Below are 14,647 nucleotides of genomic sequence, written 5' to 3' on the forward strand. Positions count from 1 at the left end.
CGTCACTCTACTGGCGGATCACCGCCGCCCGTACGCAGAGCACGTCCGGCAGATGCGAGGCGAGCAGGTGCCAGCTGTCCCCGTCGTCGGCGCTCGCGTACAGCTCGCCGTTGCGGTTGCCGAAGTACACCCCGGCCGGGTCGGCGTCATCCGTGCACAGCGCGTCGCGCAGCACCGTCCCGTAGTGCGCCTCGGGAGGCAGCCCCGCCGTCAGGGGATCCCAGCTGCGACCCGCGTCCTCGGTCCGGTAGACCCGGCACTTGTTCCCGGCCGGGACCCGGTCGGAGTCGGCCGTGATGGGGAAGAGATACGCCGTGTCCGGGCGGCGCGGATGCGTCGCGGCCGCGAACCCGAAGGTGGAGGGCAGTCCGTCGCCGATGTCCTGCCACTCGCCCCCGCCGTCGTCGCTGCGGTAGACCCCCCAGTGGTTCTGCAGATACAGCCGGTCCGGGTCGGCCGGGTCCTGGGCGATCTTGTGCACGCACTGGCCGAACTCGGGGTGCTGGTCCGGCAGGAACACCGCGGAGACGCCCTTGTTGGCGGGCGCCCAGCTCTCGCCGCCGTCCCGGGTGCGGAACACCCCGGCCGTGGAGACCGCGACCGTCACCGCCCGCGCGTCCCGGGGGTCCGTGACGATGGTGTGCAGCCCCTCACCGCCGCCGCCCGGCACCCACTGCGAGCGCGTCGGGTGCTCCCACAGCGGCCGCACCAGCTCGAAGCTCACGCCGCCGTCCTCGGAGCGGAACAGCGCGGCCGGTTCCGTCCCCGCGTACACCACGTCGGGCGCCTCCGGGCCCGCCGGGTGCAGCTGCCATACCCGCTCCAGGGAGCGCCCTGTGAACTCGGGGAATTTCACGGCCGGTTCAGGTGGCTCGACCCAGGTCTTGCCCAGGTCGTCCGAGTGGAACACGGAAGGTCCCCAGTGCGCGCTGTCCCCGCCGACGAGCAGCCGGGGGACCGCTCGCCGGGTGTCGATGGCGATCGAGTAGACCGCCTGGGCATTGAAGTGCGGACCGTCGAACTCCCAGCTGCCGCCGCCGTGCCTGCGGCCGACGAAGAGTCCCTTGCGTGTCCCTACGGTGAGCAGAACGTCGGTCATCCCGACCCCTCCAAAACGCCGTTGTTCCGGATAGTGGCCAGTCTGCACCCCACCACTGACAGCGGCCCCCGCAGACGGCATCCGCGCAGGTCGGAGGGTGTGGACCGGTCGCTTCCACGCCCCGGCGCCCTTTTCACCCGTACGAGTCACTGGTATGCGTCACCGGTACGAGTCACCCCGTACGGGCCCGACGAGAGCGGAGCGACGATGACGTACGGAACGACCGGCCCGGCCGCCCCCGCCTTCCTGGCCGGGCGCGGCATCGCCGACATCACCGGTGAGGCCGCCGAGTGCGGCATGCTCGGGTACGGCAAGGCGGCCCAGCAGAGCGCCGGGATCCACACCCGCCAGCGCGCCCGCGCCTTCGCCTTCGTGGACCGGGCAGCGGGTCACCGGGTGCTCCTTGTGGTGTGCGAGCTGCCGCTGATGGCCGACAGCGTCGTACGGGAGGTGCTGCCGCGGCTGCCCGAGGGGTACGACGCGTCCAACGTCATGCTCACCGCGACCCACACCCACTGCGGCCCCGGCGGCTACTTCCACCACGAGCTGTACAACAGCAACACCGGGGGCTTCCGGGAGCGTACGTTCGCCGCGATCACCGACGGGATCACCGAGGCGGCGCACGCGGCGATCGCGGACCTGGCGCCGACCGTGCTGCGCCTCGCGCACGGCGAGCTGACCGGCGCCAGCGTCAACCGCTCCCACCGAGCCTTCGCGCGCAACCCCGCCGCCGACCGCGCGTACTTCCCGGCGGCCGTCGACCCCCAGACCACGCTGCTCACCCTGGAACGGGACGGCCAACTCGTGGGCGCCGTCAACTGGTTCGCCACCCACAACACCAGCATGACCAACCGCAACCGCCTGATCAGCGCGGACAACAAGGGTTACGCGGCGTACCACTGGGAGCGCCTGGTGGCCGGAGCCGACTACCTCGCGGACGGCACGCCGGAGCTGGTGACCGCCTTCGCCCAGACCAACGCGGGTGACATGTCGCCCAACCTGGGCCTGTCGCCGGGCAGCGGCCCGACCGGCGACCAGTTCGAGAACACCCGGGTGATCGGCACCCGCCAGTACGAGGCCGCGGCGGCGCTGCACGGCACCGAGATGTCCGGCGGCATCGACACACGTACTACGTACGTGCACTTGTCGGCCGTCGAGGTGCGCCCCGAGTACACCGGAGACGGCCGTACGCACCGGACCTCGTCTCCCGTCGGCGGCGCGGCGGCGTTCGCGGGCGCGTGGGTCGACGGCCCCGGCTTCAAGGGATTCCGGCCAGGCGCCAACCCCCTCTGGGACGCGCTCTCACGGCGGCTCCTCTACCCGCTCGCGCCGGGGCTGCGCGACGCGCAGCACCCCAAGGCGCTGGCCCTGCCCGCCGGGCCCGTCAACCGGGTCCGGCCCATGGTTCAGGAGCGCGCGCCCGTCCAACTCCTGCGCATCGGGCCGCTGTTCCTCATCGGGATCCCCGGCGAGGTCACCATCGTCGCCGGTCTCCGACTGCGCCGTACCGCCGCCGCGATCCTCGGCGCGCCCCTGGAGAACGTCCTCGTCGCCGGATACAGCAACGGCTACATCCACTACGTGACGACGCCCGAGGAGTACGACGCCCAGGAGTACGAGGGCGGCAGCACGCTCTTCGGGCGCTGGGAGCTGCCCGCGCTCTGCCAGACCATGGCCGCGCTCGCCACCGCCCTACGTGACGGCGTACCCGTCGACCGAGGGGTTCCCGAGCCGCCCGTGCCCGTACGCAGGCGGCACCGCCACCAAACCTCGGACGCGCCGCACCCCGGCCGCGCCTTCGGCGACGTGCTCTCCTTCGCCCTGATCGGCCGCCGCGCCACGGCCTCGTTCGTGGCCGCCCACCCGGGCAACGACCTGCGCAGGAACGGAACTTACTTGTCCGTCGAGCACCGGAAGGCCGACGGCTGGAAGCGCATAGCGGATGACGGCGACTGGTCGACGACCTTCCGCTGGTCCCGCTCCGGCGGCTCGACGTCGATCGCCACCGTGACCTGGACCGCACCGCCCGCGACCCCGCCCGGCCGCTACCGGCTCGCGTATCACGGGGACACGGCGAAGGGCCCGTTCACCGGAGTGAGCGAGCCCTTCGCCATCGACTGAACGCGGCGGTCGGTGTCAGATCGCCCAGGAGTACTGGTTCGGGACGTGCACCTCGCCGCCCAGTTCGCGGGCCGCCTCGCGGGCCCAGGACGGGTTGCGCAGGAGTTCGCGGCCGAGCAGGACCGCGTCCGCCTCGCCGTTGGCGAGGATTTTCTCGGCCTGGGCGGGCTCGGTGATCAGGCCGACGGCGGCGACGGGCAGCTCGCTCTCGTTGCGCACCCGGGTCGCGAACGGGACCTGGTAGTTGGGCGCCACCGGAATGCGCACGCCCGCCACGTTGCCGCCGGTCGATACATCGAGCAGGTCCACGCCGTGCTGCTTGAGCAGCGCGGCGAGGCGGACGGTCTCGTCGGCCGTCCAGCCGCCCTCGTCCAGCCAGTCCGTGGCCGAGATCCGGAAGAACAGCGGCAGCTCCTCGGGCCACACCGCCCGTACGGCGTCGGCGACTTCGAGCGCGAACCGGACGCGGTTCTCGAACGAGCCGCCGTACGCGTCGGTACGCGTGTTGGAGTGCGGCGAGAGGAACTCGCCGATCAGATAGCCATGGGCGCCGTGGATCTCGACGACCTTGAACCCCGCGTCCAGTGCGCGCCGGGCGGCGTCGGCGAACTGGCCGACGATCTCCCGTATCTGATCGACCGTCAGCTCCGCCGGTACCGTGTGGTCCGGGCCGAAGGCGACCGGGCTCGGGCCGAGCGGCTGCCAGCCCTCCTCGCTGCCGGGGGCGAGCGGCGCGCCGCCCTGCCAGGGGCGGTCCGTCGAAGCCTTTCGCCCGGCGTGGGCGATCTGGATTCCCGGGACCGTTCCCTGGCTCTCCATGGACGCGATGATCCGGCGCAGCGCCTCGACCTGGGTGTCGTTCCAGATGCCGAGGTCTGAGGGGGAGATGCGGCCCTCGGGGCTGACGGCGGTCGCCTCCATGAGGATCAGGCCGGTGCCGCCGGCCGCGCGGGCCCCGTAGTGGGCGAGGTGCCAGTCGGTCGCCACGCCCGCGTTCGGGCCGAAGGACTCGGCGCTGTACTGGCACATCGGGGCCATCCAGACCCGGTTCGGGAAGGTCAGCGACCGCAGGGTGTAGGGCTCGAACAGGGCACTCGCAGCAGACACGGCAGACTCCATTCAGGACGGCCGCGGCGCCGGGAGGGCGGCGCCGGGTACGCCTCGTACGATACCCATCGTAGTACGAGGAATGTCAAACTACGATGACTCTCGTACAATGGGACCGTGTCCACAGCAACGAGCAAGCGTGAACTCGACCACCCGGCGCGCGAGGAGATCCGTCTGGAGGGGGTGCTGCACGCGCTCTCCGACCCGATCCGGCTGTGCGTGGTCCGCGACCTGGCGGCGGCCGGCGACGACGAGCTCTCCTGCTCGTGCTTCGAGCTGCCCGTCACGAAGTCGACGACGACGCACCACTTCCGCGTGCTGCGCGAGAACGGCGTCATCCAGCAGGTCTACCGGGGCACCGCCAAGATGAACGGCCTGCGCCGAGAGGACCTGGAAGCGCTCTTCCCGGGCCTGCTCGACAGCGTCCTGGACGCGGCGGCCCGACAGGCGGCCCGGGTGGGCGGCGACACCGCGTAGACGGCTAGCCCGGCACCTGCCCCAACCGCTCATCCACAGACGTCGCCCCCAGCCCCGCCGTCAACAGCCCGTCCCAGTCCGGGATCTTCACCGAACCCCGGCCGAGGGACCGCCCAAGCTCCGCCTCCGCGCGCTCGATGTCCAGCCAGCCGCGCCACTCCACCGGTCGCAGCCCCGACTCCCTCAGGGAGTCCAGAGGTTCGCCCTGGACCGGGCGCAGGGCGAGCGCGGGGGCGTCCTCCAGGAGCGAGGTCACTGTCTCCTTGGCGCACGGGCGGTTGGTGCCGATCACGCCGGTCGGGCCGCGCTTGATCCAGCCGGCCACGTACTCGCCGGGCGAGGGCACCCCGTCGCGCAGCACGCGGCCCGCCGCGTGCGGAACCGTTCCGCTCGACGGGTCGAACGGCAGCCCGGCGAGCGGGACCCCCAGGTAGCCGACGGCCCGCAGGACCAGCTGGGCCTCGATGTCCTCGTACGAGCCGGTGCCGCGCACGCCACCGGACCCGTCCGGCATCGTCCGCTCGAACCGGACGCCGCCCACTCGCCCGTCCCGCTCCAGGATCTCCACGGGGCGCAGGAAGAACCGCAGCCGCAGCAGACGCTCCACCTCGCGCGGCTCGCGGCCCCCGGCCCACCCGCGCAGCACCTCCACATTGCGGCGGACGGCGGCTGGCAGCGCGGACGGGTCCAAGTAGCCGGGATCCAGGGCCAGTTCGGCGCCTTCCACGCTCACCTCGGCGCCCGGCAGCGCCCCGAGTTCGCGCAGTTCCTTGGTGGTGAACTTCGCCTGCGAGGGGCCGCGCCGGGCGGTCATGTGCACCGCGCGCACCCGTCCGGCGGCCAGCGCGTCCAGGGCCGCGTGCGGTACGTCGGTGGGCCGCAGCTCGTCGGCGCCGCGCGAGAGGATCCGGGCGACGTCGACGGCCACATTGCCCGCGCCGATCACGACCGCCGCGCGCGCGTCGAGCCAGGCAGGGGAGAAGCCGTTGCCCTCGGCGTCCGGGTGGGCGCTGTACCAGGAGACGAAGTCGGTGGCCGAGCAGCTGCCCGGCAGGTCCTCGCCCGGAATCCCGAGCCGACGGTCGGCGGCCGCGCCCACGCAGTACACCACCGCGTGGTAGAGACCGAGGAGTGCTTCGGGCGCGATGCCGCCGGGCCCGATCTGGACATGGCCGAGGAACGTGATCCGCTCGTCCTCCAGGACGGCCCGCAGATTGTTCTGGAGCGACTTGATCTTCTCGTGGTCGGGCGCCACCCCGTACCGCACCAGGCCGTACGGACAGGGCAGCCGGTCCAGGACATCGACCCGCAGCCCGGGCACCGTGCTCTGGGTGAGAAGTGACTGGGCGGTGTAGACCCCGCTCGGCCCGGAACCGACGACGGCGATACGCAGCACGAAGGGAGCTCCCTTCCGCGGGTGGAACCCACCAGGGACTCCAGCATCGCACCGGTGCGCGCGCGGCGTCAGGGGACGGCGAACGGTTTCGCCGCGGGCGTCACGGCACGGGGAGCGGTTTCCCCTGCGGCGGCGGGTTCCCGAGCTCCCAGTCGAGCCCGAACCGCTGGAACAGCTCGGCGCGCAGCCGGGGCACCTCCATGGGCGCTCCGGGCAGCAGTGCCGCGAAGACCGCGCCCATCAGCAGCGCGCGGAGCATCGGATAGTCGGCCTCCACGTCCTGAGAACCGTAGCGCTCCATGGTGTCCCGCAGCAGCCAGGACAACCGTTGCTGCTCGGGGCACTGCACGAACCCCTCGGCCTGGAGGATGCCGGCCATATGGGCCCGCATCAGGACGGGGTGCACGTACGTGAGGGCCAGTATGGCGTCGATGGCCCGGGCCAGGCGCTCGCGGCCGTCGTCGGTGTGCGGTTCCTGCTCAAGCCCCGCGTTCAGGGCCAGGTGCATGACCCGGTGGACCGCCGACTGGAGCAGTTGGCGCTTGCCCGGGAAGTAGTACGAGACCAGACCGCGGGCCGACCCGGCCCGGTCGGCGATGTCGCCGAGGGTGGTCGCCTCGTAGCCGCGCTCCGCAACCAGCTCGACTGTCGCCTGGAGCAGCCGTTCACGGGAACGTCGGCGCAACTCTTCATTGACCGATGCGCTTCGCGGGGACATGCTGTAACTCCTGCGTTGACTGGCTCTGAGCCAATATACTCAGGTCACCGTATGCGGGAACCCCTCCCGGGGGTTCTGGCCTGCGGATTTGCTGCCCTTTCTGGGTGACGCGGGGGATCACCCAGAAAGGGCGGCCCGAATCTGCCCTGGTCGACGAGGTCCAGTACGGGCGTGAGCCCCGCGGGCCGTTCTCCGACCGGCAGATGGTCGACGAAGTGCACCGCACAGCCGAGAGCCGCCGCACCGCCGTCCGCCCGGCGGTCGTCGCCGACCATCAGCACCTCGCCCGGATCGCACCCGACGGCCTCGCAGGCCGCCCGGAACAGCCGCGCGTCCGGCTTCTGGACCCCGTGCTCGTACGACAGCACATAGGCGTCCACCAGGCCGTCCAGGCCGTGCGTACGGAAGACCGGCCGCAGATCCCAGCCGATGTTGCTGACCACGGCCACCTTGACGCCCCGCTCCCGCAGCCCCGTCAGGACCGCCTTCGTGTCGGGGTACGGGTGCCACGCGGCCGGTGTCATGTGCCGGTCGTAGAGCGCGGTGTACAACTGCGGATCTGACAATGTCACCTCCCGCGCCAGGCCCGTGTACGCGGCCCGGTGCAGCGCGGAGCTCTGGTCGCGGGTCGCCCACAGCTCGGTCAGATGCGGCGGTACGCGAAGGGGGTTGCTGCCGCCCGGCAGCGCGCCAACCTCCTTTAACTGCCGTGCCCAGAGCGTCACTTGTTCCTCTGGCGCCGCGATCCCGGACTCGTCAAGAGTGGCGGACAGCCACTCATGGGTCGACTCGACGCGCAGCAGTGTCCCGGAGAAGTCGAACAGCACACCCTCGATCGCCATGGTCGCGATCCTTCCCCGCGCGGCCCGGCCGGATCAAGCCCTGTCGGACTCGGGAGGTTCGCGTCGTCGACGACGTACGGACGGCTAGCCCAGCGCGCGCAGGCCCGGGACGAAGGCCACCAGGAGCGGGACGACCGGGACCAGCGCGGCCGCCGCCGTGAGGCGGAGGCGGTGGCCCGCGGGGAGCCGGGGGGCGCCGCCCAGCAGACGCTTCACGCGCTGCGGGACCTGGCCGTGCGGAGCCGGGCAGGGGCCGAACAGCCCACGGTCCTCGTTGAGTTCGACCAGCGCGAGCGCGATCGTCAGCCGCCCGTAGCGCCGCGACGCCACGTCGTCCGCGGCCAGTTCGACGAGGCGGTGCATCTCGTCCCGGAACGCGGCGAACACCGGGATCTTGGGGAAGCCGTTGGCCAGCGCGGCCGAGCAGTGCAGCAGCCAGTCGTGCCGGGCGCGCGCGTGGCCCTGCTCATGGGCGAGCACGGCATCGAGCTGACGGCCCTTCAGGCGGCGAAGTGCCGCCGTGGTGATAACCAGTTGGTGCGTCGGCCCGGGCAGCCACCAGGCGTCCGGGCGCTGCGCCTCCAGGACCACCAGCGGCGCTCCGCCGGGCTCCTCGCCGGGCAGCAGGGGCGCGCGGACGAGCAGTTCGGAGCGGCGTGCCCGGCGCCGGGCACGGGCCTCGCGGATCTCCCGGGTGAGCATCGCCGCACTCCAGGCGCCGCCGCAGAACAGCAGCACCGCGAGCGCCGCCGACCACGGGCCGTACGGGCCGAGCGCGTACGCGTCGACCACCGCGCGCGGGGCCGGGGCGAACACCTGCCCCCGTACCGTCTGCCAGGCCGCCGCCGCGCTGAAGACCATCGCGAGCGCGAAGCAGAGCAGCACCGCCGCCACCACGCACTGCCAGACCCACAGCGCCACCACCGGCTCGCGCTCGGCCCAGTGGGCGCGCGCGAACAGCCGCGGGGCCACCACGGCGGACACGACGCCGAGCGCCAGCAGCGCGAGGGAGACCATCATGGCCTCAGCCTATGAGCGGGGCCCTGCCCATAGGTATGACCTCGTGCGCCAAGTGACGCACGCCACGTTTTGATCACGATCATCGACCAAGGCGCGCGGCTGGGTTTCAGAGTGCGATGAGCATGGCGAGCATCGCGATTCCCATCGACAACCGGCAGGCCAGGGTGAGTTCGGGCCGCGCGCCCCAGGCGATCGCCGCGCCCTCACGGGCCGGTCCCGCCGCCGGCAGCAGTCGCGCTCCCGTGGTGAGCACGTATCCCACGTAGTAGACGAGCAGCGCCCCGGTGACGAGCGGAATGCCCCCGGCGGGGCCTGCGTGGTCGTGGTGCGAGGTGTGGCCGCCGGGCGCGCTCATGGCCAGCGCCATGTAGACCATGGCGAGCGAGCCGACGGCGTGGTGCAGATGATGTGTTCCGGCGGACTTCGCGGTCGTTGCGAGGATCAGCCAGCCCGCGCGCAGGGCCGCGACGCCGAAGACCGCGGCGTAGGCGGCGAACAGCCAGGACGGCGGCGTCGCGAAGGCCGCCGGGACGGCCATCGCGGCCATGCCGAAGCCCATCACGGCCTCGCCGCCGGCCGCACTGCGCGCCCGCTCGCAGTCGCTGCGCAACCGCATCAGGCAGTACGCGCCCGCCGCCGCGCACACCGCCACGAGCAGCCAGCTGGACAGCGCGGATCCGTGCATGGCCCCACCTCCCCGCTCGACGTGTGGCCCTGCCGAGGAGTCGATGCCCATGCGAGGCGCCGCGCACGCGGGCGCAAGGGCACATGGGGGGAGCGCACGTCCGCGATCCGGAGCCGTCCAAAGGGGTGCGGGGGAGAGGGATACGCTCGTGGTGCCCCCGTGACGTACGACGTATTGATGCAGTTGGGAGAAGGTTCGCCATGGACACCACCCGCGCCGGAGAGCTGAGCTACCGGGACGCCACCGAAGCCGATGTCGAGGAGCTGGTACCGCTCATCGAGTCGGCCTATCGCGGGGACTCCAGCCGGGCCGGCTGGACCACCGAGGCGGACATCCTCGAAGGGCAGCGCACCGACCCCGAGGGCGTGCGCCAGGTGATCCACAGCCCGGGCAGCCGACTGCTCACCGTGGAGCTGGACGGCCGTATCGTCGCCTGCTGCCAGCTCGAACACCGGGGCGACGCCGCCTACTTCGGCATGTTCGCGGTCCGCCCCGAGCTCCAGGGCAGCGGCCTCGGCAAGGAGATCATCGCCGAGGCGGAGCGCACCGCGCGCGAGGCGTGGGGCGTCACCGAGATGCACATGACGGTGATCTCCGTACGGGACGAGCTGATCGCCTGGTACGAGCGGCGCGGCTACCGCCGTACCGGAAGGATGACGCCCTTCCCGTACGGCGACGACCGCTTCGGCATCCCGCAGCGCGCGGACCTCGAATTCGAGCTGCTGGTCAAGGAGTTGGCCTGACCGACCGCCCGGCCCCCGGCCGGTTCAGGCGGTGAAGCGGCCGGTGCGGCGGATCTCCGGGCAGTCCGTCGTCGCGCCGTCCAGACCGAGCGCGCGCACCAGTCGCAGATGGTCCTGGGTGTTCACCACCCAGCCGATCACCTGCAAGGACTCGGCGTGTGCGCGCTCGACGGCCGCCAGCGTGAGGTGGCGGATGTCCAGTGACAGCGCGTGCGCGCCCACCGCCCTGGCCCGGTCGGTGAGGTCGTCCTCCCACCGGCTCGCGATCAGTACCGTCCGTACGCCCGGCACCAGCGACACCATCCGGGCCAGCGCCTCGTCGTGGAACGACGACACCGTGACGCGGCCGACGAGGTCGCGCGCGTGGATGACGCGCGCCAGCTCGACGGCGGCCGCCACATCCTTGATCTCGGCCTGGAGCGGTGAGCCGACCGCGTCCAGGACCTCCTCGAAGAGCGGGATGCGCTCGCCCTGACCGGCGTCCAGCTCGCGCAGCTCGGCGACCGTCTTCTCGGCGACCGGGCCCGTCCCGTCCGTGGTGCGGTCCACATCCGCGTCGTGCAGCACGACGAGGGCGCCGTCCTTGCTCAGATGCAGATCGAGTTCGATGGCGTCCATGCCCGCGCGTTCGGCGCGGACGAACGAACGCAGGGTGTTCTCCGGCTCGACACCCATGACCCCGCGATGACCGATGGTGAGGAACGTCAAGACAGGCCTCGCTTCCGTCGACGGCGGATCGCGCGCGGGCGGTCCCGTGCCCACGCGGCAGTGCCGCAGCCTAACGGCCCGCCCGCACGTTGGACCCCGGCTCGCGCGGGGCGGCGGAGTCGTTTCCCCGGGTGGCCGCGATGCCCAGGACGAGTCCGGTGATGAGGGCTGCGACAAGGACGGCGCGGGTACTCATGGGGTTACGCCTCCGCACTCGGGGGACTGGAGGGACTTTCCCGTCCTACCCGTCCGGGGTGTCCCGCAGCCAGAGGTGTCACCCGGGGGTGGGCGAGTCCCCCGGAGCTTGACGGGGTTGGCACTACGTCCGCGCCGTGATAGAAGCGTGCGCCTCGGGTGCCGATGGCAGGAAGAACAGCGGCCCACGTGAAGGTGTGCAGGATAATTTCCCGATATCCCTCTTGAGCCGGTGAACCGAACACGGATACGGTGTCTTAACGCGAGGTTCTCCCGTGGAGGAAGTGACATGACGGAAATTCTTGTGCAGGACGTGGTCGCCGGCGCCATCGCCGACCGACCGGTGGTCGAGCACCCTGCCTGGTCCGTGCTCAAGCGTTCCGTCGAGGAGATCCGGCCCTGGCAGTCCAAGGACGGATCCATCGACTTCGACGCCGAGGGCGCGCCCACCCGCGCGGCCGCCGAGGCCGTGGTCGAGCGGATCGTCGGTGCGGTCGAGGAGCTTTCGCCGCTGCTGCCGCACGACGCCGCGTATCACGGTGCGCTCGTCGCGGACCTGCGCAAGTGGGCCGACGACGCCTTCGACGTGCCGGACTTCCTGGACTCGCTGCTGGCCTTCCACCCGGCCGCGGACCGCGCCGACGGCCTGCAGCGCCTGGTCGTCTTCCCCATGTACACGCAGAACGGCAACCCGGACCGCAACCTCGAAGCGGTCCTGCTGCGCATGGTGTGGCCCGAGTGGCTGGCCGATCTTGAGGCCACGCGCTACGACAACCCGCTGTTCTGCGGCATCGCCTTCGAGGACTTCACCGCCGGGTACGACACCAACTCGGCGGTCCTCTTCCCGGAGACCATCGCCGTGCGCGAGGCGCCCGAGCGCTTCACCTGGGGCGGCATCTTCTGCGACCGCGAGGCCGCGCGCTTCCGCCGCGTGACCGAGGCCGCGGTCGACCTCCTCGGCGTCCAACTGCCCGAGGACATCGCCGAGATGGTCGGTGACCAGGAGCGCTGCGAGAAGGCGTTCGTGCTCTGGGACATGATCCACGACCGCACGCACAGCCACGGCGACCTGCCGTTCGACCCGTTCATGATCAAGCAGCGCCAGCCGTTCTGGATGTACGGCCTGGAGGAGCTGCGCTGCGACCTCACCGCCTTCAAGGAGGCCGTGAAGCTGGAGGCCGAGGGCAACCAGCACGGCCGTGATGTGCAGTACGCGGTGCTCTTCGACCGGATGTTCCGCTTCCCCGTCTCCGGCGACCGCGTGCGCAACTACGACGGCCTCGGCGGCCAGCTCCTCTTCGCGTACCTGCACAAGCACGACGTGGTGCGCTGGACCGACAACAAGCTGCACATCGACTGGGAGCAGGCCCCGGCCGTCACCAACCAGCTCTGCGCCGAGATCGAGAAGCTCTACCGGGACGGCATCGACCGCCCGAAGCTGGTGCACTGGTTCGCCGCGTACGACCTGGTCTCGACCTATCTCGCGCCGCACCCGGGATCCCGCTGGGCCAAGGGCCCGGACGCCCTGGACCTCTCGCAGCCGCCGCGCAAACTCGTCGACGACGTGCTTGCGGACGAGTTTCCCCTGAGCATGTTCTATGAGGCCCTCGCCAAGAAGCTGAAGGACGTGATTGCCTCCACCAAGGGAATCACCGCGGCGAGTGCCGAGCGAGCCGCCGCGTGAGCGCTCGTGCGGAGGAGACGATCATGAACGGCAATGGGAATGGCAACGGCCCGCTCAGCGGCGCCGTGATCGCGGTGGCCGGGGCGGCGGGTCCGGCGGGCCGCGCCGCCCTGCTCAGGCTCGCCGAGGCGGGTGCCGTCGTGGTGGCGTCCGACGCGGACGCGGCACGCCTTGCGGAGGCCGTGGACGCGGCGCGTTACGCGCACGGCGGGGCGACCGTGGTGGGCGACACCGTCGACCTGCTCGATCTGGACGCGACCCGCGAGTGGGCGGCGCGCACGGAGAAGGAGTTCGGCCGCATCGACGGCCTGGTCCACCTCGTCGGCGGCTGGCGCGGCAGCGCGTCCTTCGCCGAGACGGACCTCGCCGACTGGGAGCTCCTGGAGAAGCTGCTGATCAAGACGGTTCAGCACACCTCGCTCGCCTTCCACGAGGGACTGATGCGCAGCGACCGCGGCCGCTATGTGCTGGTGAGCCAGTCCGGCGCGCACAAGCCGACCGCCAACAACGCCGCGTACAACGCGGGCAAGGCGGCCGCCGAGGCGTGGACGCTCGCGCTCGCCGACGCCTTCCGCAAGGCGGGCGGCGAGGAAGGGCCGAGCGCCGCCGCCGTCATCCTGGTGATCAAGGCGCTGGTGCACGACGCGATGCGCGAGGAGCGCCCGAACGCGAAGTTCGCGGGCTTCACCGACGTCAAGGAACTCGCCGGGGAGATCGCCGGGGTCTGGAACAAGCCCGCCGCGGAAGTGAACGGACAGCGTCTGTGGCTGACCCCGAAGCCGTGAGGACGGACGCGCGCCGCCACCACGACCCCGAGGTGCGCGGCTTCGCCAGCGACAACTACGCCGGTGTGCACCCCGAGATCCTGGCCGCGATGGCCCTCGCCAACGGAGGTCACCAGATCTCCTACGGCGAGGACGAGTACACCGACCACCTCCAGCGGGTCATCCACAGCCACTTCGGCGCCGACGCGCAGGCGTTCCCGGTCTTCAACGGCACGGGCGCCAACGTGGTGGCCCTCCAGGCGCTGACCGACCGCTGGGGTTCGGTGGTGTGCGCCGAGACCGCGCACATCAACGTGGACGAGGGCGGCGCTCCCGAGCGCATGGCGGGCCTGAAGCTGCTCACCGTGCCCACGCCGGACGGGAAGCTCACCCCCGAGCTCATCGACCGGCAGGCCTGGGGCTGGGACGACGAGCACCGGGCGATGCCGCAGGTCGTCTCGCTCGCCCAGAACACCGAACTGGGCACGGTCTACACGCCCGACGAGATCCGCGCGATCTGCGACCACGCCCACCAACTGGGCATGAAGGTCCATCTCGACGGCGCCCGGCTGGCCAACGCCGCGGCTTCGCTCGACGTACCGATGCGGGCGTTCACCAACGCGGTGGGCGTCGATGTGCTCTCGTACGGCGGGACCAAGAACGGGATGATGTTCGGCGAGGCCGTCGTCGTGCTCAACCCGGACGCGGTGCGCCGGATGAAGCACATCCGCAAGATGTCGATGCAGCTCGCCTCCAAGATGCGTTTCGTATCGGTGCAGTTGGAGGCGCTGCTCGCCAAGGACCTGTGGCTGCGCAACGCACGCCACGCCAACGCGATGGCCCGGCGGCTCGCCGACGGCGTCAGTGCGGTCGGCGGCGTCGAGATCCTCTACCCGGTCCAGGCGAACGCGGTCTTCGCGCGCCTTCCGCACGACGTCAGTGAGCGGCTGCAGAAGCGCTACCGCTTCTACTTCTGGGACGAGGCGGCCGGCGACGTCCGCTGGATGTGCTCGTACGACACCACCGAGGACGACGTGGACGGCTTCCTGGCGGCGCTCAAGGAGGAGATGTCGCGCTAGGGGTAACTG

15 protein-coding genes are annotated in these 14,647 nt (G+C 71.4%); 6 read left to right on the forward strand and 9 right to left on the reverse strand.

What is annotated here, in order from left to right:
- Positions 1–7: 7 nt before the first annotated feature.
- Entirely contained in the window at positions 8–1,099 is a 1,092-nt protein-coding gene (locus ACT1U9_RS27955) for a WD40/YVTN/BNR-like repeat-containing protein (RefSeq protein WP_444535379.1), read from the reverse strand.
- A 207-nt stretch (positions 1,100–1,306) separates the two neighbouring features.
- Between ACT1U9_RS27955 and ACT1U9_RS27960 the strand changes: the two genes are divergently transcribed.
- Positions 1,307–3,220 (forward strand): neutral/alkaline non-lysosomal ceramidase N-terminal domain-containing protein, encoded by a 1,914-nt coding sequence (locus tag ACT1U9_RS27960; protein WP_444535380.1) that lies wholly within the window; start codon positions 1,307–1,309, stop codon positions 3,218–3,220.
- A gap of 15 nt (positions 3,221–3,235) precedes the next feature.
- On the opposite strand, the gene ACT1U9_RS27965 is transcribed toward ACT1U9_RS27960, so the two are convergent.
- Positions 3,236–4,327, reverse strand: a complete 1,092-nt coding sequence (locus ACT1U9_RS27965) for an NADH:flavin oxidoreductase/NADH oxidase (RefSeq protein ID WP_444535381.1) — start codon at positions 4,325–4,327, stop codon at positions 3,236–3,238.
- A gap of 117 nt (positions 4,328–4,444) precedes the next feature.
- On the opposite strand from ACT1U9_RS27965, the gene ACT1U9_RS27970 reads away from it, so the two are divergent.
- Entirely contained in the window at positions 4,445–4,804 is a 360-nt protein-coding gene (locus ACT1U9_RS27970) for an ArsR/SmtB family transcription factor (RefSeq protein WP_444535382.1), read from the forward strand.
- A 4-nt stretch (positions 4,805–4,808) separates the two neighbouring features.
- Here the strand turns inward: ACT1U9_RS27970 and ACT1U9_RS27975 are convergent, their stop codons facing one another.
- From ACT1U9_RS27975 to ACT1U9_RS27995, 5 genes are all read right to left on the reverse strand, one after another.
- On the reverse strand, positions 4,809–6,200 hold the full coding sequence (locus ACT1U9_RS27975; RefSeq protein WP_444535383.1) for an FAD-dependent oxidoreductase: 1,392 nt from the start codon (positions 6,198–6,200) through the stop codon (positions 4,809–4,811).
- Positions 6,201–6,300: 100 nt separating this feature from the next.
- Positions 6,301–6,918, reverse strand: coding sequence for a TetR/AcrR family transcriptional regulator (locus tag ACT1U9_RS27980; RefSeq protein ID WP_444535384.1), 618 nt, complete (start codon positions 6,916–6,918; stop codon positions 6,301–6,303).
- Positions 6,919–6,962: 44 nt separating this feature from the next.
- Complete coding sequence (locus ACT1U9_RS27985; RefSeq protein WP_444535385.1) at positions 6,963–7,760, reverse strand: HAD family hydrolase; 798 nt, start codon at positions 7,758–7,760, stop codon at positions 6,963–6,965.
- An 84-nt stretch (positions 7,761–7,844) separates the two neighbouring features.
- Positions 7,845–8,780 carry a M56 family metallopeptidase gene (locus tag ACT1U9_RS27990; protein ID WP_444535386.1) on the reverse strand — a complete coding sequence of 312 codons (936 nt, stop codon included), beginning with the start codon at positions 8,778–8,780 and terminating at the stop codon, positions 7,845–7,847.
- Between the two features lie 106 nt (positions 8,781–8,886).
- Entirely contained in the window at positions 8,887–9,465 is a 579-nt protein-coding gene (locus ACT1U9_RS27995) for a DUF5134 domain-containing protein (RefSeq protein ID WP_444535387.1), read from the reverse strand.
- A 200-nt stretch (positions 9,466–9,665) separates the two neighbouring features.
- Here ACT1U9_RS27995 and ACT1U9_RS28000 point away from each other — a divergent pair, with 200 nt between their 5' ends.
- Entirely contained in the window at positions 9,666–10,208 is a 543-nt protein-coding gene (locus ACT1U9_RS28000) for a GNAT family N-acetyltransferase (RefSeq protein ID WP_444535388.1), read from the forward strand.
- Between the two features lie 24 nt (positions 10,209–10,232).
- Here the strand turns inward: ACT1U9_RS28000 and ACT1U9_RS28005 are convergent, their stop codons facing one another.
- Positions 10,233–10,916 carry a glycerophosphodiester phosphodiesterase gene (locus ACT1U9_RS28005; RefSeq protein ID WP_444535389.1) on the reverse strand — a complete coding sequence of 228 codons (684 nt, stop codon included), beginning with the start codon at positions 10,914–10,916 and terminating at the stop codon, positions 10,233–10,235.
- A 70-nt stretch (positions 10,917–10,986) separates the two neighbouring features.
- Positions 10,987–11,112, reverse strand: a complete 126-nt coding sequence (locus ACT1U9_RS28010) for a hypothetical protein (protein WP_444535390.1) — start codon at positions 11,110–11,112, stop codon at positions 10,987–10,989.
- Positions 11,113–11,400: 288 nt separating this feature from the next.
- On the opposite strand from ACT1U9_RS28010, the gene ACT1U9_RS28015 reads away from it, so the two are divergent.
- From ACT1U9_RS28015 to ACT1U9_RS28025, 3 genes are read left to right on the forward strand one after another with little or no spacing between them, the layout of a single operon-like run.
- Complete coding sequence (locus tag ACT1U9_RS28015) at positions 11,401–12,795, forward strand: DUF6421 family protein (protein WP_444535391.1); 1,395 nt, start codon at positions 11,401–11,403, stop codon at positions 12,793–12,795.
- Between the two features lie 23 nt (positions 12,796–12,818).
- Positions 12,819–13,580, forward strand: a complete 762-nt coding sequence (locus tag ACT1U9_RS28020) for an SDR family NAD(P)-dependent oxidoreductase (protein WP_444535392.1) — start codon at positions 12,819–12,821, stop codon at positions 13,578–13,580.
- Positions 13,577–14,638, forward strand: a complete 1,062-nt coding sequence (locus ACT1U9_RS28025) for a threonine aldolase family protein (protein WP_444535393.1) — start codon at positions 13,577–13,579, stop codon at positions 14,636–14,638. Before ACT1U9_RS28020 ends, ACT1U9_RS28025 begins: the two co-directional genes overlap by 4 nt.
- Positions 14,639–14,647 lie beyond the last annotated feature (9 nt).

Origin of the sequence: Streptomyces sp. BR1, assembly GCF_052373795.1 — a bacterium.
Lineage (GTDB): Bacteria > Actinomycetota > Actinomycetes > Streptomycetales > Streptomycetaceae > Streptomyces.

Excerpts from the sequence above, each read along its gene's own strand:
- ACT1U9_RS28000 (WP_444535388.1), top strand. The coding sequence starts at position 9,666 with ATGGACACCACCCGCGCCGGAGAGCTGAGCTACCGGGACGCCACCGAA.
- ACT1U9_RS27955 (WP_444535379.1), bottom strand. The coding sequence starts at position 1,099 with ATGACCGACGTTCTGCTCACCGTAGGGACACGCAAGGGACTCTTCGTC.
- ACT1U9_RS27990 (WP_444535386.1), bottom strand. The coding sequence starts at position 8,780 with ATGATGGTCTCCCTCGCGCTGCTGGCGCTCGGCGTCGTGTCCGCCGTG.
- ACT1U9_RS27985 (WP_444535385.1), bottom strand. The coding sequence starts at position 7,760 with ATGGCGATCGAGGGTGTGCTGTTCGACTTCTCCGGGACACTGCTGCGC.
- ACT1U9_RS28015 (WP_444535391.1), top strand. The coding sequence starts at position 11,401 with ATGACGGAAATTCTTGTGCAGGACGTGGTCGCCGGCGCCATCGCCGAC.
- ACT1U9_RS27980 (WP_444535384.1), bottom strand. The coding sequence starts at position 6,918 with ATGTCCCCGCGAAGCGCATCGGTCAATGAAGAGTTGCGCCGACGTTCC.
- ACT1U9_RS27960 (WP_444535380.1), top strand. The coding sequence starts at position 1,307 with ATGACGTACGGAACGACCGGCCCGGCCGCCCCCGCCTTCCTGGCCGGG.
- ACT1U9_RS28010 (WP_444535390.1), bottom strand. The coding sequence starts at position 11,112 with ATGAGTACCCGCGCCGTCCTTGTCGCAGCCCTCATCACCGGACTCGTC.
- ACT1U9_RS28020 (WP_444535392.1), top strand. The coding sequence starts at position 12,819 with ATGAACGGCAATGGGAATGGCAACGGCCCGCTCAGCGGCGCCGTGATC.
- ACT1U9_RS27995 (WP_444535387.1), bottom strand. The coding sequence starts at position 9,465 with ATGCACGGATCCGCGCTGTCCAGCTGGCTGCTCGTGGCGGTGTGCGCG.